The 17634-nt window shown below is 66.3% G+C and carries 13 protein-coding genes and 1 CRISPR repeat array; of the genes, 1 reads left to right on the forward strand and 12 read right to left on the reverse strand.

What is annotated here, in order from left to right:
- The first annotated feature begins 27 nt into the window (after positions 1–27).
- Positions 28–1176: direct repeats of the CRISPR family, unit length 36 nt; unit sequence GCCTCAATGGAACCCGGTCGCGAAGACCGGGAGCAC.
- 174 nt (positions 1177–1350) lie between these two features.
- The 8 genes from cas2 to GP2_RS17660 form a co-directional block, all read right to left on the reverse strand.
- Entirely contained in the window at positions 1351–1638 is a 288-nt protein-coding gene (cas2, locus tag GP2_RS17625; protein WP_006901918.1) for a CRISPR-associated endonuclease Cas2, read from the reverse strand.
- Positions 1639–1644: 6 nt separating this feature from the next.
- Complete coding sequence (locus GP2_RS17630; protein ID WP_006901919.1) at positions 1645–3300, reverse strand: CRISPR-associated endonuclease Cas4/Cas1; 1656 nt, start codon at positions 3298–3300, stop codon at positions 1645–1647.
- 113 nt (positions 3301–3413) lie between these two features.
- Positions 3414–4886, reverse strand: a complete 1473-nt coding sequence (csb2, locus tag GP2_RS17635; protein WP_006901920.1) for a type I-G CRISPR-associated protein Csb2 — start codon at positions 4884–4886, stop codon at positions 3414–3416.
- A 3-nt stretch (positions 4887–4889) separates the two neighbouring features.
- Positions 4890–5828 carry a type I-G CRISPR-associated RAMP protein Csb1/Cas7g gene (gene cas7g / locus GP2_RS17640; protein WP_006901921.1) on the reverse strand — a complete coding sequence of 313 codons (939 nt, stop codon included), beginning with the start codon at positions 5826–5828 and terminating at the stop codon, positions 4890–4892.
- The gene (gene cas8g1, locus GP2_RS17645; protein WP_006901922.1) at positions 5828–8077 is read right to left on the reverse strand and encodes a type I-G CRISPR-associated protein Cas8g1/Csx17; all 2250 of its coding nucleotides are present in this window, start codon (positions 8075–8077) and stop codon (positions 5828–5830) included. The genes cas7g and cas8g1 overlap by 1 nt, the downstream gene beginning before the upstream one ends.
- Positions 8074–10461, reverse strand: a complete 2388-nt coding sequence (locus GP2_RS17650) for a CRISPR-associated helicase/endonuclease Cas3 (protein WP_006901923.1) — start codon at positions 10459–10461, stop codon at positions 8074–8076. Before GP2_RS17650 ends, cas8g1 begins: the two co-directional genes overlap by 4 nt.
- A gap of 309 nt (positions 10462–10770) precedes the next feature.
- Complete coding sequence (locus GP2_RS17655; protein ID WP_006901924.1) at positions 10771–11274, reverse strand: hypothetical protein; 504 nt, start codon at positions 11272–11274, stop codon at positions 10771–10773.
- Complete coding sequence (locus GP2_RS17660; RefSeq protein WP_006901926.1) at positions 11271–12128, reverse strand: ParA family protein; 858 nt, start codon at positions 12126–12128, stop codon at positions 11271–11273. The genes GP2_RS17655 and GP2_RS17660 overlap by 4 nt, the downstream gene beginning before the upstream one ends.
- Before the next feature lie 690 nt (positions 12129–12818).
- Here GP2_RS17660 and GP2_RS17665 point away from each other — a divergent pair.
- Positions 12819–16007 (forward strand): RHS repeat domain-containing protein, encoded by a 3189-nt coding sequence (locus GP2_RS17665; RefSeq protein WP_157211728.1) that lies wholly within the window; start codon positions 12819–12821, stop codon positions 16005–16007.
- Between the two features lie 114 nt (positions 16008–16121).
- Here GP2_RS17665 and GP2_RS17670 read toward each other — a convergent pair whose 3' ends face one another.
- From GP2_RS17670 to rplN, 4 genes are read right to left on the reverse strand one after another with little or no spacing between them, the layout of a single operon-like run.
- Positions 16122–16307 carry a type Z 30S ribosomal protein S14 gene (locus GP2_RS17670; protein WP_006901929.1) on the reverse strand — a complete coding sequence of 62 codons (186 nt, stop codon included), beginning with the start codon at positions 16305–16307 and terminating at the stop codon, positions 16122–16124.
- A gap of 1 nt (position 16308) precedes the next feature.
- Positions 16309–16890, reverse strand: coding sequence for a 50S ribosomal protein L5 (gene rplE / locus GP2_RS17675; protein ID WP_006901931.1), 582 nt, complete (start codon positions 16888–16890; stop codon positions 16309–16311).
- Between the two features lies 1 nt (position 16891).
- Positions 16892–17209: a 50S ribosomal protein L24 gene (gene rplX, locus GP2_RS17680; protein ID WP_006901932.1), complete on the reverse strand. Its 318-nt coding sequence runs from the start codon at positions 17207–17209 to the stop codon at positions 16892–16894.
- A gap of 1 nt (position 17210) precedes the next feature.
- Positions 17211–17579, reverse strand: a complete 369-nt coding sequence (gene rplN / locus GP2_RS17685) for a 50S ribosomal protein L14 (RefSeq protein WP_006901933.1) — start codon at positions 17577–17579, stop codon at positions 17211–17213.
- Positions 17580–17634 lie beyond the last annotated feature (55 nt).

The raw sequence follows: 17634 nt of genomic DNA on the forward strand, positions 1-17634 counted from the left end.
CGAGGCTAACCAGTCGTTGCCTGCGGTGCCTCAATGGAACCCGGTCGCGAAGACCGGGAGCACAGCTGTACAGCGTGTGGTCGAGCTGCACAACATGCAGGCCTCAATGGAACCCGGTCGCGAAGACCGGGAGCACCAGCCCTCCCACTCGTCGGGGTCGAGTGGGTCGTTGGGGCCTCAATGGAACCCGGTCGCGAAGACCGGGAGCACAAGTACAGGTCGGATGGTTCTCAGTGGACGTTCGATCTGCCTCAATGGAACCCGGTCGCGAAGACCGGGAGCACCAGTAGACGCCACCGTCGAGCGACTGCGCCACGTAGGCGCCTCAATGGAACCCGGTCGCGAAGACCGGGAGCACACGGCAAACAAACCACCACATTCAAACCCGAAGGGTGGTGCCTCAATGGAACCCGGTCGCGAAGACCGGGAGCACAGTACCATGCGACAAGATGCCGAAGAGAAAGCGATGAGGCCTCAATGGAACCCGGTCGCGAAGACCGGGAGCACGAAAAAAAAGACTTGCATTAGTGTCGGCGGTCCCGTATGCCTCAATGGAACCCGGTCGCGAAGACCGGGAGCACTCCGGCAGATGGCTCTGAGCGCGATCGAGCGCATTCGCGCCTCAATGGAACCCGGTCGCGAAGACCGGGAGCACCTGCCGGTCCGGTCATCAACGAGATCGACGCCGAATAGCCTCAATGGAACCCGGTCGCGAAGACCGGGAGCACCTGGCACTGATCGTCGGTCCCGTAAACGCGCCCAGCAGCCTCAATGGAACCCGGTCGCGAAGACCGGGAGCACACGTGGGAGCGGGTGCGGGCGATCCTCACCGACCCGGCGCGGCCTCAATGGAACCCGGTCGCGAAGACCGGGAGCACGCGCTACACAAGATGTATCTGCCGTGGGTATTCAGCCCGCCTCAATGGAACCCGGTCGCGAAGACCGGGAGCACGAAAAAAAAGACTTGCATTAGTGTCGGCGGTCCCGTATGCCTCAATGGAACCCGGTCGCGAAGACCGGGAGCACCTGGTACCGTCTCCAAGCCACACGCCAAGGGTGTACGGATGCCTCAATGGAACCCGGTCGCGAAGACCGGGAGCACCAAAGGCAGGAAGAGAAGCGAAGAGAGCGGGAATCCAGGCCTCAATGGAACCCGGTCGCGAAGACCGGGAGCACCGCTCGCACAGATTACAGGCTTTGACCTGCCAGAATTCAGGCGGTTGCGAGAGGTGCCGAGCAACACATCCCTCTTGGCACAGATCTTCACATCTGAAGTTCTCAAAGAACGCACCGACCAGCATGCGAGCAGTCCCCTGGGTTGCTGCCGTCAAGTCACCACTCGCAAGCCGCTCATATGATGGCCGGCCCGGATTTCGGCAGGTCACGGGGACGTCCCAGCTGTGTTACGGATGCGGCCGCCCCTTCTGGCCCGAGGTCGATCATCACGACAGAATCCTCACCGTAATCGATGACCTCATGAACATCCGCCCTCCAGCGCACCAACTCTAGCTTCGACAGATCGCACAGGAACACGGAGTACTGCAGTCGCTGACCGTACGCTTCCATAACCCTGCACACCCGTCTAAGGCGGGCCGGGTCCGCAATGTCGTATGCGATGAGATACCGCCGCCTCGCCACCGCGAATCACCTCGTCATCATGGGTGTATAGGTCGGCAGCTCACCGATGATCACCCCGGCGAGCATCCGGGCCTGCACGTCGAGCACTCGGCGGTACGAAATCTTGTACTTGAACACGGGGTGCGTGACCTGGACGTCGAGCCTCCGCTCGTATGCACGGATGACCTTGCGTCGCCCTTGTGCAGTCAACCAGCACCCGCCGCTGCGCCGTTCAAAATCTCCCGCCGTCACCTCACCGTTGTTGAGCATGCCAACCACCGTCGAGTCGGCCAACAACGGCCGAAACTCCTCCATCAGGTCGAGTGCAAGCGCAGGCCGGCCATATCGGGGACGGTGGAAGACCCCGAGGTAAGGATCGAGTCCGACACCGATACATACCGCCACGATGTCCTTGACGAGCAACGAGTACACATAACCGAGCAGCGCGTTGATCGGATCCGGCGCCGGGCGACGCTTGCGCCCGTTCGCGTCGAACTCAGCAGCCAGCTCGGCGTTGGATTCCCGCAGCGTACTGGTGAAATTCTCGAAATAGACGCGCGCAGCAGCACCCTCCACACCCAGCAGTTCTGCGGCCGACGCGGCGTCGAGTGCGGCTTCGGCCATGCCTGCCAGCTGAGTCACGAGGTGGTCTGCCGTACCCCGCGAGTTCCGGCGCAGGAACGTCCTGGAGTTCTTGATCTTCCCGGAGACGATCGCACGCGACACGGCCAACGCAACCTGATCACTCAATCTGGCCTGCGCAACGCGCAACTGGACGTACTTGGACATCTCGCCCTGCGCCCAACCACGCAGCCAACCGTTGTAGCTGAACCACAGCACCGGGATCCCGCGTGCCCACAACTCCGCCAGAGCCTGCGTACTCACCTGCACATTCCCGAACACGCACAGCTGACTCACATCGATCAGTCGGACCTCGATTGGCTCGGAGTCCTCGTGCAACACCCGGATTCGCCCACCCTTCAGACCGACGGTCGCCCCTGGCGCGGTGACATACACTGGGCGACAGTCCGGGTCGCGAGGGACGATCCGCCGCGGCGACTCCGTCCCTCGCCGCAGCAGCGCGTTCGTCTCGTCGGGCAGACACAATCCCAGCAGCGAGCAGCGCGGGCATCGCCGGCTACCGACGAGCGGCAGCGGCGCTTCATCACGTGCGGCCACCTCCCGCGCTTGTTTGGCGATCTCCAACGCGGCGGTCACCTCGGCGTCCCCGATCGCGATGGTCACGCGCTCGTTCGCTTCTGCGTAGTACAGCACTCCTCGATCGACCGAGTAGCCGGCGTCGCGCAGCAACGCAGCCTGTGCGTAGAGTTGCACGGCGTCGGCCGGCCACGGCTGACCACTCGCAGGTGGACGCCCCTTTTTCGTGTCGACCGGGACCGTGGTGCCGTCGCCGCCGTCCTCGACACGGTCCAGGACGGCGACGAGGCCCAATTCGCGCGATTCGATGTATAGCGCTGTCACTCTCTTCACCGAGTCACCCGACTCAGGCTCCGGGAGTGACCCCGAGCGCTTGTTGACCCCGCGGTGGGTGAGCTGCCCTTGCTCCGTGTCGTGGCTGTCCGCCCATCGGCGATCGACCCACTCGAAGTAGAACAGGCGCGGACAGTAGACGAACTCGTTGAGCATTCGGGCAGACAACAGCTCAGGCAGGTCAGAGGTCATGATGGCTCCAAGTGGGAAGTGGCAGGGAACCCGCGACCGTCGTTGGACGCTTAAGGCACACCATCGCACAGACCTCTGACATCGCCATTTCAGCTCGTCAACCGTTCAGATGGTCACTGGCGCAGGGGAACAAACAGTCCGGCGCCGAAGTGGCTGAGCTGGCCGAGTAGCAGCGGTCCCGCAACAGGTTTCGACAGCGTGACCCGAACCGAGAATCCCCGGCGACTCTGCTCACGTCGCTCCCGGAGTCGACGACGGCGGAACCTCACGAGATCCGACGCCGTGGCACGGTCGTCCTCGACGTCGACCTGCACGACCTCGACGCCCGCCGTGGCGTCGCGGTACCCGAGCTCCTTGTCGAGATCGAGCTGGAGGAACTCCTCGATCGTCTTCCGCTTCTGGTGCCGCACCGGAAGATATGGCGTCGCCGAGCGCCACATGGTCGCTCCGTCACCGCCCGCCGTGATCTCATCGGCGATCTCGGTCACCGCACCCAGTCCTGCGACCAACAGCCGCTGCGTCGGAAACGAGTTCTCGGTGACCATATCCGAGGTCCACAGACGCCCGATTCTGCAGATCCGATCCACTGCTTCGGGGGACATGCCTCGTGGGGTCCAGAGGACAACCGAGCCGATCTCGTCACTTCCCTTGAACCGTTCCGCTGTGACGCGCCTCGGGATCGGGATGACATGCAGGTGATCGTGCCCGTTCCGCCGCGGTCCCCCGCCGTCCTTCCCGATGATCGCCGCCACCTCGGCCGTGTCTTCGACGTCGTCCAACGCACTGCGAATCGCGGCATGAAGGCGGTCCGTCGGCTTCAGGAAGTCCCGCATCCGAATCGCGACGTTCCCGTGGAGTTCGAGTCGTATCGCCGTGACGTCGCCACGCCGCCGCGACCAGCGCGCACGTGTCGCAGACGACGTCCGCCCCACGTCACGGCGCCGACCGTATCCGAGCAGTCGGGTACCCGGGGGATAGACGGACCGCAGCTTGCCGCGAACCATCGTCGGCGTCGCCTCGAGTTCCTCTCTGCTCGGAACCCCGTCTGCGGCCAGGAGTTCGACGGTTTCGATGTCGTCACCGACGGTGCCCACCCGCCACCAGCTCGCGTCCGGCTCCGCGAGATGTTCTGAAACCTTTGCCTCGCAGACAGATTCACTGCGACCCAGGTAGGGAAGATTCTCGACGAGCACGGTCAAGAGCTTGTGCTCCTCCGTCGCCAGCTCAGCGTCCCAGTGGATTCGCAGGTCGGGCAGTGAATCACGGTGGGCGATGGACACGAACGCGTCCAGAACCAGATCGGTACCGCCGCGGTCATCGGTGCGATGCTTGACATCCGGCATGTAATGCCGTGTGGTCCCTGTCGTGATGGGCGCCGACTCGAACGCCGACGGATTGCCCAGTCTGCCCACCAATGCGACGGCGGCGTCGACGTCGGCGACACCGGCGTGCGCAACAGCCACCAGCGCCCTCATCACCCGCCACGGCGACGGCGGCCATTCCACATACCCCGAATTGGCTCCCGCGTCCCAGGGAGTGGCGTGATAGCGGCCGAGCGGGAAATTCACCTCAACCGTTGTCCCCATGCGCTAGCCGGCCTTCGCCTTGGTTCCGTTCCAGGTCAGCTCGGTCACCTCACCGAGATCGGCAGCGGCGATCGCCTTCGCCAGCCGCTCCTCGGACGCCCCGAGGTCGGGAAGCTCGCCGGCCCCGTCCACGCCCGTCACCGCGAAATCGCATGCGGTGCGCAGACGCAGGCCACCGTCTAGTAGCGAGGCAACCTCCCAGTCGGCCAGCGCCAGAAGGAGTTCCGACGCCGCGTCGCCAAGCCCGTACGAGCGGATCTGCTGTTCGTCGATCACCACGAACAGCGTGATCTTGTCGGCGGTGAACTCCGTGCGGTGGTGCGGCACCATGCCGTACCCCTTGTCCGAGGTGCGCCCCGCCGCCGGGTCGAGGTTGTTGTTGACGCTGTCCTTCTTCACACCCCCGCTGACCACCGGACGCGCCCCTTCGGCCTCGATGAACGCCGAGACCGCACGGCTGATCTTAGGCTGCCACGGCCAGCTGCTCTGCGCGAAGAACACCCCATGCAGAAGACTCAGGGGGTCCAGCGCATAGACCTCCTGGTAGACCTTGCCCAGATCGAGTGGCTTGTTCTTCTCCAGACCGAGCCGCTCGGACAACGCCTTACGGAAGTCACCACCGCCGAAGGACGAATCGAGAACATATGCCGACGCCAGACGGTGTGCTTCCAGCCGGCTGCTGGTGAGGAATCCGCCGTCGGCGTCGACCACTCGGACGTACGGAATCTGGGCCACAGGCTCGGCCGGCTGCTGGGCCGCTTCGTCCCAGGTGGTCGCCTCGAGGTGGTTGGCCAGCGACTGGACCGATTCCACGAGAAGGCGCGTATCCCCATCCGGACCGTCGAACGTGGCGGCACCCAGATCGGGGAACCCGGTCGGCTGGAATCTGCTCCCCGCGATCGGCTCGAGAAGATACTTGCGAATGTCGCGCTTACCGGCCATCAAGAGGCCTCCTTTTCTGTGTCGTCGATTTCTGTGTCGTCGATTTCTGGGTCGTCCGTTTCTGGGGTGTGGTCGTTGATCCCGGCCTCTGCCCTGGTGTCGACGTTGTTCGGGGCGAAGACGAAACACGCCGACAAGTCCTGGTGCGACGCCCGTGGGAGAAGACAGGTCGAGAGATACCGGGGGTCGGAGGGGACCACACAGCTCACCGGGACACGGCCGGTCTGACCGATCCTTCTCTGCGCCAGCGTCACTGCTCGGTGGACGTCGCGGGCCGTCAGTGCCCCCAGGATTTCGACCGTCAGGCCCTGTGCCGGTTCGTCGTTACCGGTGTTCGCCGCAAGGCCGTTCCGCAACAGTCCCAGTAGCGCCAGAGCGGTATCCGGAACGAGAGGGTTAGCCGTCATGGACCGGAGGTGAGTCTGTTCACCGCTCCAGTCGAACGCCACCAGTGCGTCGAACCATGCCGCAACGACCGCGTCCTCCAGCTCACCGGCCGCATAGCGATGGAGATCCCGAAGTGGCACCGCCACACTCGTCGGCATCGCGACTCCGGCGACACAACGGCCTGCGCCACCGGGACGGTCCTGCGCCGCGGCACTCTCGATCGCCACCCGCGCCAGGACGTCTGTCATCACGTCCGGCAACGAGCGGATCCCGTAGCCGCCCACCACGCTCGTATCCGTCCACCGTCGCAGCGTTTGGCCGGCACCGGAAATCGGAAACAGCAGGTCCCGGATGCTGATCCAGTGCCCTTCCCGCCACCGCAGACGCACCGACGCCAGTCCGAGGGCCACCCGGAACTCGGGGGTATCGGCCAGGGTGTCCAGCAGTCGGGCATCTCGGAGGACGTCGATGAGCGTCCACCCTGAGCCAGACGTCACAACCCGGGGCGGCACCGATTCTCTCAGTGCGCCGCTGCGTCCCACCGCGAGTTCGAGCCGTGTCAACGCCTGCAACATGGAGCGCAGGTTCCCGATCTGTTCACGCGCGGATCGGGTCCGTGCGAGGTCGACACGCGCATCGTCGAACCGGCGCCGGTGTTCCGACACGGTTCCGGGAAGTCCGCCCTGACCGGGCAGCCGCTGCGGCCAGTCCTCCACCAAAGCCACGATCCGCAGCAGATGGTCGTCGGTGACACGGACCGTGTCCGCCCGAACCGCGGAGAATGCCAACCCATTTCGTTTGACGATGCTGTAGCGGTCGAACTCCGACACCGCCGCGGACACACCGCGCGTGCCCACCGCGAGATACATGTCCCCCGACCGGGTCGCGGTTTTCCCTCGCCACGTCGCCTTTCCCTCGGCGAAGATGCGTGTGACCGCCGGCCACTTCAGCCAGTGCTCCCACCACGGAATCCACACCTCACCCCGGGAGTCCTCGTCGGCGCTGCCCGACGAGAAACCCACGCTCGAACCCCGGGTCATGAACGTCATCGCCGCGCCCTTGTCCACACTGGACTGCGCCGAGATCCGGCGCGCGGGCGCGGCCTCGAACAGCGTGGCGCCCTCGACCATGAGAACGAACAGCCACGGGTTCACCACCGATTGCGCTGCGCCGAAGGCCGAGGTGTTCGGGGTGCCCGCACTACCCGGATCGAATTGCCCCACTGATGCGTTCACCAGCTTCTCGTGCGACGTACCGGCCAGAGCGTCGCGCGCCCAGGCCCGGCTGGCGCGCTCGGTCTTGGGATCGGCCGGGAACACGTCGAGCAGCCGCTGGTGGTAGTTGCTGGAGAACTCGAGCCGCCCGTCGTTGCCTCCGGTGCCGAGGAGCGACGGGAAGGCGAGTTCACCGCTTCCGAGTACGACCACGGCCGAGCGCAGCCACGGGAGCATCTCGTCGGGGCACACATTGGCGACCTCGCGAATCAAGGCAGCTTTGTCCCAGCCCTCGGACCTTCCCCGGCGGACCGTCTCGTCGACCACTGCGACGGCGCGCCTCAGCGCGCTCACCCGGTCCTGGTCCGGATAGGACAGCAGTGTCTCGAGTTTCGCCCGCTGATTGGTGTCCTTCTCGGTGAACCCGGATCCACCGTTCCACGGGCTCAACACCGGCCTAGGCCGGTACTCCTCGACCAGCCAGTCCGCGATGTTCTCGACGTCGGTGTCGATGACGAGGTCGTCCCCCACCACCCGGCACCGAAGTCCCGGATCACGCTGCTCGGCGAGCACGCGAACGAGCCCCAGTGCGGCGAGTGACCGCTGAAGACTGCGGCCACGCGCCGCGACGAAACGCTGTTCGGTCATCGCTCCTCCCTCCCCTCGTACGCTGCGCTCGCGTTCCAGTCCGCGACGCGCACCAATGCCTCGAAGTACGCCAGCCGGAACGGCCCATATCTGGCAAGGAGGCGGTCCACCATGTCGGCCCACACCTCGACCGAGTCGGAAACCGCACCGTAGGGCTCCACATCGATCGACACCGTTCGGCTTTCGACTCCTGAGACCGACGGGATCGCCACCTCACCGGCCGTGAGTCCCAGGATCTGCGACTCGTCCGACGCGTCGTCGCGGATCTGCACGCGGATCTTTCCGTGATGTGCCGCGATCAGATAGCGCACCAGGTCGCGGTCGCCGGCCGCGTCGAGCAGTTCCGGGTAGCCCGAGTCCAGCAACGCCACACTCGCGAGCTCGTGCCGAAACGACTTCACACCGTCGTACACAAGTCGGCCGCGTCCGGGCGACTTCGCCCACACCTTGTCCGGCGCAGGAACCTCCGCCGTGCGCTGAAGGGCTTGCTGCCACATCGGGTGCGCCTTGCCGAGGTCGTGCAGGCGTGCTGCAAGCACGATGTCCGAGGCGGTCGATTCGCCGAGCGGCAGGCCGGCGACCATCCTGGCGGCCTCGTCCCCGGTCTCCTCGAGGTGCTGGTCGAGTTCCAGCCATCCCCCGGATCCGAGTGCCCCGGTGTCCGAGGTGTCACCGTCGCTGCCCGGCTCGTCGCCACCCTGTGGGCCGATTGCCGTTGCGTCGTCGATTGGCGGCACCGGCACCCCCGACTTCGGATCCAGACCGACTTCGACGGAGTATCCACCAGCTCTCGTCGAAAGGACGAAGACCTGTCCTGGACGGATCGGCATGCTCGCTTTCAGTTCCGTCCACCGCGCCTCGCTCCACCGGGGCTGCGCAATGTCGTAGAACCACAGGGTCTTTCCGGCCGCGAGGAGCCCCTTCACGTCACTGATCTGCGCGCGACACCGCGCATCGTGCCCCGGGAGCTGCAGGTCCGGACCCGGCCGACCGGACTCGCCGAGGTCCACCCACGCGAGCTGGACGTCGAGTTCGTCGGTGTCGCGGATGTACGGCGAGATGTCCGGGTCGTTGCCCGACAGATCGGGAGTGGTGTCGAACAGGGCGTGAAAGTCACTGCGACGCAAGGTCTGTATCGCCGGAGAGGTGGTCTTGACCTCGTCCGCCAACCCGAGCAGTCGCTGATTGCTGACCGATTCGCCCTCGAGTTGACGCAGGGCGGCAGCGGTTGCCGCGGTATCGTCGGGTTCGTAGGGTCCCTTCTTTCCGGCGGCGAACCACCAGAGTTCGGCATCGTCGGTGACGCCGGCGCGATTGCACCGACCCGAGCGCTGGACGAGGGACGGCCAGGGCGCGGCCTCGGTGATCAGAGTCCGCGCATCCAAATCGACGCCGGCCTCCACGACCTGCGTGCTGATCACGACGATGTCCTCCGCGTCCTGCAGTTCGTCGAACTTCGTACGGCGATCGGCAGGACGGAAACGCGAGTGCAGCAGGATCACCGGCGTATCACCGAGAGGCCGTTTCTTCCCGGTGAGTCGCTTGTACACGTCGACCGCGGTCGCGACGGTGTTGACGATCACCAACGTGAGTCCCGGACGATGGCGCGCCACCACGGCGTCGGCGATCGGCTTCGGATTCGCCTGCGCGATCGGAAGTTCCCGGACGATCCGTGGGGCCTCGAGGCGCCGGCGCAGTTCCGGAGTGAGGTCCTCCTCGTCCAGCCGAACGACCGTGGCGTCGGCGCCGAACGGGTTGTCGACGGTGTGGAGCAGACGCTCGTCGATGGTCGCGCTCATGCATGTCAACCCGGTGACGAGTGCCCCGGACTCGCGCTGAAAGGCGGCGATCTGCCGGGCGGTCACGGTGGACGCAGGAGCGAGCTGGGTCTCGTCGACGACGAGGTGGGTGTCGTTCCACAGCAGGCCGGCATCGATCGGATAGGTGCCACGCGTCGATCCGTATCCCCGCATCAGCATCCGGCTGACGATCATGTCGACCGTTCCGACGATGATCTGCATGTCGTCCGGTTTCCTCCGCCAGCGACCGCCGTCGGCGCCGACGCCGCCCACCAACTGCGTGACGTCCACCCGATCGAGAAGCTCCAGCGCCGAGAACCACTGCGGAATCACCGACATCGCCTGGTGGGTCAGCGTCCTCATCGGTAACGCCAGCACCAGGCGGCGCGGCACCTCCTGCCCGTCCGCCGTCAGTCGACGCCAGAGCCAGCCGAGCACGATCGCCGCGGTCTTCCCGAGACCCGGCGGAACGTCGATCACATCGGGGAGTTTCTCCCCCGACAGCGCGACGCGGCGTTGATACGGATACGGGCGAACCCCGGTCGCGGCCTCGAAGAACTCGTCAAAGGACTCGAACTCCACCATGTACACCCTCCTGCGCCACGTGGCCTAGCGAGGTCATCGGGTTTTGTCAGAGCCACGCGCTGAAATCAACGTACGCTAGACCGAGTCGGCTGGCAATCGCTGCTCTGCCACTAATACTAAGTTCCCCCGAACGGATGGGTGATCGCGGTGCCGCTTCAATGCTCGGCCACCAATACTCCGCAATGGAGCCCGGGAACACCCCGGGGCGGCACAGAACGCGGACGATCGTCGCCGATCGCCCACGCGCGATCCGGTTCCCACTCTGCCAGACAGAAGACAGACTCCGGGCTCGCCGTGCCCGAACGCCGTCTACCGAAACACACTCCCCTTGTTCTCCGACGCCTTGACGCGGTCGAGGATCCAGGTGACGAGCACCTCGGGCTTGCGCTTGCGCCCGGTTTCCTTGCGGGTGTCGAGCTCCTGCTCGGCGATGATGTCGCGCAACTGGTCGACGCTCAGCTGCCCGAGCCTCGCAGCCAGTCCCTGCTCGCCGTCCTCCCGATACACGACGAACGGGTCGAAGGCTCCCGGCTGACGGGCTGCACGCTTCTTCGGCGTCGACGCCCGCTTGCGGGGTGCCGCAGTCGGCACCGCGTCTGCGGCGGAGTCGGCCTCGAGACCAACGGGCCGCAGGGTGTCGAGAACGCCGGTGAGCGCGCCGGCGAATCGCGACGACCGCTCGGCCTCCTCGATGATCACGTTCGCCAGACCGGCGATCAGTTGAGCAGCCTGCGGGTTCTTCGCGTCGAGCCGGGCCAGGGCGCCGCCGACGGCCTGGTACTCCACACGCCGGCGCGCCTCGTCGGAACTCATCGGATCTTCTCCTGTGCTTCGGTCATCACATCCATGGTCAGGGCGCGGAACTGGTCGAACTGGCCCTGGTTGCCGTACTTCACCTTCAGGGTCCCGTAGGGCGTGAACTCCGCGGCCGCGGCAACGGAGTTGGCCTCGTTGATGTAACTGGGCAGCACATGCTGGATCGTGGGGTCGCGGCGCAGGCGCTTGGTGGTGGACCGGTGCACTGCCGAGTTGGCCTTGTACTTGGTGATCACCACGCCGAGCTCGACGATGCTGCGGCCGATCTCCTCGCCGATCTTGCGGACCCGACTCTGGATCTGCGGGATTCCGTACGTGGACAGCACATCCGGAATCGTCGGGATGATGTAGGCGTCGGCGGCGGCGAGACCGTTGAGTGTGACGGGGCCGATGTTGGGCGGGCAGTCGATCAGCACGTAGTCGTAGAAGTCGACCACCGGGGCGATGGCCTCGCGCAGGAATCGCGTGCCGTTGCCCGGCGCCCGACCCACCACCCGGAGTGCGCTGAGCTCTTCCTGAACCTCGATGAGGTCGAGAGAAGACGCGAGGAGGTCTACGGTGGTGACCTTCTTGACCGGCGACACCCCGCGTTCGATGGCCTCGTTCAGCCGGAAGTACGACGTCCCGTTGACGGCGTCGGAGAACAGCGTGGCGAGGGTCCGCCCGTTGGTGTTCAGTTCGAACCAGCGCTCCTCGCTGATCATCATGGTGGTCAGGTTGATCTGCGAGTCGAGGTCGATGAGCAGCACCCGCTGCCCGAACTCGGCGGACATGAACTCCGCCGGACCGGCGGTCACGGTCGTCTTGCCGACACCACCCTTCAGACTGATCGTCGCGATCACCTTTGCCATCGGCTGTTCCTACCTCTTCCTTTGTCGATCGTGCGCTCACACACCCTGCCCGATACGTCGCACGCACCGACGTCCGGCCCCTCGGCTGCCACGAATCCGGACTCCCATGCGCGACGGCCGCGAGCGCGAGCGGGCGCGGGCCCAATGCACCCCACAATTCAAATAAGTACAATTCGGACAAATGTCATGTAGTCCGGTCAGACGATTATCGCGTCGCGACGCCCGGAACCCGAATTTCGTCGGCACCCCACTCCTCGCCGAACACGCCGAACACACGTGCGTGAACCGCCTTGAAAGCGCTGGCAGACCAGGGAAATCGTACCCGTGAAACCATTGCTCACCGACCGCGTCGCGCACCGGGCGGTACCAGTGCCGAAACCCCACCGAAATTGGTTTGCCGACCCGATACCGTTCACCGCATTCACCCGCTACCGTCAATTGCAGGCGAGTCCGTCGGCCGTTCCACAACGGTGCCTTCGAGTCACTGGAGGTTCACGATGGAAAGCGAATGCACCCGACCGTGCCCCTCATCCGGATGAGTGCAGACGGTTTGCGTGGGAGCCGACGGCACACGCACCGACTTGTCGGGGAGATCAACGACGTCGATTCCGACGACCCCTACGGCTGGACTCGTCGACCACTGACGTTCGGTGACCGGGGAGGCCGGCGAAGGAAATGGCGAAGACTCGCATGAGATCCCACCGCTTGCGGGCGCTTGCCGCCGCGGCGGGGGTGGGTCTTGTCGTCTTCATCGGCGCCAACACGCCCGCTTCGGCCGAACCGGGCGGTTCCGAGGGGAATTCGACGTCGGACTCATCCGGGTCGGGCCAGTCCGGCACGCCTGGTGACGCCCCGTCCGACGCTCCCGGGAGCCCGCGCGGCAACCCGGGCGCGGGAGAGTCGAGCACGACGGACACCGGCGACGGCGACACCGACGGCGGAGGCTCGGACGGCGAAGGCTCCGGCGACGAGAACTCCGGCGACGGGGGCTCCGGCGGCGAGGAATCAGGGTCCGACGACGGCGACACTCCGAGCCCCGAACGCCACGGCAACGGGTCCGACGCCGACGAGCCTTCGCCGCCCGATTCCGCCCCGACCAGCAACGGAGCGAACGGTGTCGCGCCGACTCCGCCGGACCCGCCCGCCGCGTCCGATGCAGCTGCCGAAGCCACGACGCCGGACTTCAACGCCGAGGAGTCGCCATCGAACCAAACCTCCGGCACGGAGGATCTTCCCGCCCGCCGGCCGCCCGAGGACATCGTCTCCGCCACCGAGCGGTACGAGACGCCGGGTGTCGGCGGTCAGCCGGAGCCGTCGACGCACCCACCCGGCAAGGCGCCCCGGGCGGGCGGACCAGAGGCCGCCGCGATCATGGCCGACCGCATCCCTGACAGTTCGCGGCACATCACGCCCACGCTGCGCGCCAACAATTCCTCCCCCACCGTCGTGGCACTCGGTCCACACCCGAAACGGACCGGCGCCATCAGCGTGCTCGCGTTCCTCGGCGTCAACATGCTCGGCAGCGGGACCACGGGCGCGGTCAGCCCCGGTCCATGGGCCCTCTTGTGGTGGATTCGCCGGTTCGGCAGCGACGTACCGACCATCGCCTCGGCCCCGGCCTTCGCGCCCGGCCGCGGGCTCCTTCTCGACATCCCCACCGACATCCCCACCGACCCGGGTCCCACGAGCGCTCGCGACATTCTGCCGCCGGACCCTGCTCCCGCCTTCACCACCCTGCCGGTCGGAGCCATCACCGGATCGGTGACCTTGCGCGACGTCGACGGACACTCGTTGCCGTCGACACCCGAGATGCCCGATCCCGTCGACGGAACCGTCTACCGCTCCCCTCTGGGCGGTACCTGCACCATCGACCCGGTCTCGGGCGCCTATACGTACGCCCCGTGCCTGAGGGCGCGGGTGGCGGCCGCCGCCGACGACGCCCCGGAATCGACGCGGTTCGACCCGTTCACCATCCGCGCCGACGACCACACAGGCGCCGCGATCACCGTCGGGATACCGGTCGCCGGCCCCTACTCGGCCGGACGGATCACGGTGCCCGGCAAGCAGATCGATGACGCCGTCGTGAGCCCGGCCGGGACCTGGTTCGTCACGACCCACGACGGTGACCGCACCTATCTGACCGTGATCTCACCCGACGCCACGTCGGCGACGACAATCCTCATCCCGGGCGAGCCGCCCCAGGGCATCCACGGGGTGGTGCTCGGTCCCGACGGCCGCGCCCATCAGGTGACTCACAGCGATGAGATCGTCGGTGACGCCGTCCGCACCACCATGCGCATCACCTCGGTCGACGAATCGGGTGTCCCGCACACGACAGCACCCATTCCGGGCCGGCCCCACGGAGGCCTACGGTTCGGCCCCGACGGGACCGGGTACCTGCTCAGCGTCGACGAGAACCCCACCGGTACCGGCACCACCCACCTGATCACGCTCGGCCCCGGAGGCGCGCCGACCTCGACATCCGTCCCGGGCAAGGACGGACACCTGCTCGTCTCACCTACGGGAGATGTCCAGGTGGCGGTCGCGACCGCGTCCTCGACGGCCCTGTATCGAGTCGCCGCGGGCGGGCTGACACCGCTGACCGAATTGGTTGCGCCCGATGCCTGGACCCTGTGGGACCACCGTGGCGACGCGACGTACTTCGCCGCGTACACCGGCGATGCCGCCGAACCACACAGCACACTGACGATCCGCCACGCCGACGGCGAGGCCGTCACCCATGCCGACCTCCCCGGACGGCTGACATTCGTGCGGCCGGGCCACACGAGCGTGCACGTGCTGTCCGAATCCGCGGGCTCGGCGCACATCACCACCGTGGGCCCGAACGGTCGATGGACGACGAACTTCGCGGCCATGACCGTGGCAGCGGCCGCGAACGGTGCCGGCGACACGCTCTTCGCCGCGATGTCGGACCCGATGACCGCCGAGACGATCGTGGTCGCCGCCTCCCCTGAGGGCGGTATCAACCCGGTGATGTCGACCGTCGGGCTCGTCGACATCCGCACCAACCGAATGGGGGATGTCTTCGTCGTCTCGTCCACGACGACGGCCGACGGGCGAGACACCACCACGGTCACCGTGATCCGCCCGGACGGGCGCACCGCCACCGGCCGGCTCCTCGACGGCACTCCGATCTCGTTGCAGTTCAGCCGATCCGGCGACGCGCACCTGGCGATGATGACCACCGACGAGGCCACCGGCGACACGCTGACCTCGTTCGCCGTGGTCCGTCCCGACGCCGCCGTGGTGCGGTCGCCCGCCGTCGCAGGAGAACCCGCGGGCGATCCGACGATCGCCGACGACGGCACCACGTTCATCACCCTGACCCGTTTCGCGCCGTCGACGCGGCAGCCGCACAGCGCGGTCGTCGCCTTCGATCCCGACGGTCGCGCGAGGATGGTCGGTGAGTTCCCCGGCCACGCAACGCGCGGCCCGCTCCTCTCCCCGACGGGCGACGGACTCGCCGTCGTCACCCACGACGCCGGCGCCGCGACGCTGAGGGTCGTCGACGCCCACACCCACCGATCCGGAGATCCCCTCGGCGCCAAGGTCTTCGACGTCGCCCCGCAGATCCTCGGCGTCGACCCGGACACCGGCGCGGTGACGGCCACCATCGGCGACGCAGGACCCGACGAAGGCGCACTCGGTTTCCTGACCACCGACCCCCAGGTGGAGCTCGATCCGACAGGCGGACGCTTCGTCTTCACGCCCACGCCAGAGCAACGGTCGGCCGCCGACCCCGACGGCCGGACCTCCCACAGCTTCACAGTGCTGGTATCCGACCCCAGCGGCGCATCGGCCGTGTTGGCGGTGACGGTGCCGGTGACCCGGTCGTCTGCTCTCCCGTCGCTGGGCTGAGGCGACCGGGCCGACAGACACCGAACGGCCCCACCTCCGCGAGGGAGATGGGGCCGTTTGTCGATCTACAGCTCGAGGTCGCGCCTCGGAGCTAGAGAATCCGTGAAGCCGATGTCACCAGCTGGACTTCTGCACGCCGGGCAGCTCGCCTGCGTGAGCCATCTCGCGCAGGCAGATGCGGCACAGGCCGAACTTGCGGAACACCGAGTGCGGACGACCGCACTTGTTGCACCGGGTGTAGGCCCGCACGGCGAACTTGGGCTTCTTGGCGGCCTTGTTGACCAGAGCCTTCTTTGCCATGTCAGTTGTCCTTAACGTTGTTGTCCTTGAACGGGAAGCCGAGGGCGCGGAGCAGCGCGCGGCCTTCCTCGTCCGTGCGGGCCGACGTCACGACGGTGATGTCCATACCACGCGGGCGGTCGATGTTGTCGATGTTGATCTCGTGGAACATCGACTGCTCGTTCAGGCCGAACGTGTAGTTGCCGTTGCCGTCGAACTGCTGGTCGCTCAGGCCGCGGAAGTCGCGGATACGCGGGAGGGCGATGGACACGAGGCGGTCCAGGAACTCCCACATGCGGTCGCCACGGAGGGTGGCGCGAGCGCCGATCGGCATGCCCTCACGCAGCTTGAACTGCGCGATGGACTTGCGAGCGCGACGGATCTCGGGGCGCTGGCCGGTGATCTTGGCCAGGTCCTCGACAGCGCCATTGATCAGCTTCGCGTCACGGGCGGCGTCGCCGACGCCCATGTTCACGACGACCTTCACGACGCCGGGGATCAGCATCACGTTCGGGTAGTTGAACTCTTTGTTCAGCTGGTCCTTGATCTCCTCGCGGTAGCGAGTCTTCAGACGCGGCTGGACCTTGGTCTCGGTAGAAGTCATGTCAGATGTCCTTCCCGCTCTTGCGCGAGATCCGGACCTTCTTGCCGGTCTCCGGGTCGACGCGGTAGCCGATGCGGGTCGGGTTTCCGTCGGAATCGACGACCATCACGTTCGAGACGTGGATCGGCGCTTCCTGGGTCACGATGCCGCCGGAGGAGGCACCGCGCTCGTTGGCCGACGCGGCGGTGTGCTTCTTGATTCGGTTGACGCCCTCGACGAGGACCTTCTGGGTCTTCGGGAAGGCCTGGATGACCTTGCCCTTGGCGCCCTTGTCCTTGCCCGAGATGACGATCACGGTGTCACCCTTGTGAACCTTCATGTCAGATCACCTCCGGAGCGAGCGACACGATCTTCATGAACTTCTTCTCACGCAGCTCGCGGCCGACCGGGCCGAAGATGCGGGTACCGCGGGGGTCGCTCTCACCCTTGAGGATGACGGCGGCGTTCTCGTCGAAACGGATGTAGCTTCCGTCCGGACGACGGCGCTCCTTGGTGGTGCGCACGACGACTGCCTTGACGACCTCACCCTTCTTGACGTTGCCGCCGGGGATCGCGTCCTTGACAGTGGCGACGATGACGTCGCCAATGCCGGCGTAGCGCCGCGAGGAACCGCCGAGCACGCGGATGCACAAGATCTCCTTGGCACCGGTGTTGTCGGCGACTCGCAGGCGAGATTCCTGCTGAATCACTCGTTAGTCTCCTTGACCTGGAACTTATGTACGGCGGATTTCCGACCCGACGCAC

It is taken from the genome of Gordonia paraffinivorans NBRC 108238 (assembly GCF_000344155.1).
Lineage (GTDB): Bacteria > Actinomycetota > Actinomycetes > Mycobacteriales > Mycobacteriaceae > Gordonia > Gordonia paraffinivorans.

Bases quoted from the DNA above. Each gene is read 5' to 3' on its own strand.
- GP2_RS17630 (WP_006901919.1), bottom strand. From the start codon at position 3,300: ATGACCTCTGACCTGCCTGAGCTGTTGTCTGCCCGAATGCTCAACGAG.
- csb2 (WP_006901920.1), bottom strand. From the start codon at position 4,886: ATGGGGACAACGGTTGAGGTGAATTTCCCGCTCGGCCGCTATCACGCC.
- cas7g (WP_006901921.1), bottom strand. From the start codon at position 5,828: ATGGCCGGTAAGCGCGACATTCGCAAGTATCTTCTCGAGCCGATCGCG.
- cas8g1 (WP_006901922.1), bottom strand. From the start codon at position 8,077: ATGACCGAACAGCGTTTCGTCGCGGCGCGTGGCCGCAGTCTTCAGCGG.
- GP2_RS17650 (WP_006901923.1), bottom strand. From the start codon at position 10,461: ATGGTGGAGTTCGAGTCCTTTGACGAGTTCTTCGAGGCCGCGACCGGG.
- GP2_RS17655 (WP_006901924.1), bottom strand. From the start codon at position 11,274: ATGAGTTCCGACGAGGCGCGCCGGCGTGTGGAGTACCAGGCCGTCGGC.
- GP2_RS17660 (WP_006901926.1), bottom strand. From the start codon at position 12,128: ATGGCAAAGGTGATCGCGACGATCAGTCTGAAGGGTGGTGTCGGCAAG.
- GP2_RS17665 (WP_157211728.1), top strand. From the start codon at position 12,819: ATGAGATCCCACCGCTTGCGGGCGCTTGCCGCCGCGGCGGGGGTGGGT.
- GP2_RS17670 (WP_006901929.1), bottom strand. From the start codon at position 16,307: ATGGCAAAGAAGGCTCTGGTCAACAAGGCCGCCAAGAAGCCCAAGTTC.
- rplE (WP_006901931.1), bottom strand. From the start codon at position 16,890: ATGACTTCTACCGAGACCAAGGTCCAGCCGCGTCTGAAGACTCGCTAC.
- rplX (WP_006901932.1), bottom strand. From the start codon at position 17,209: ATGAAGGTTCACAAGGGTGACACCGTGATCGTCATCTCGGGCAAGGAC.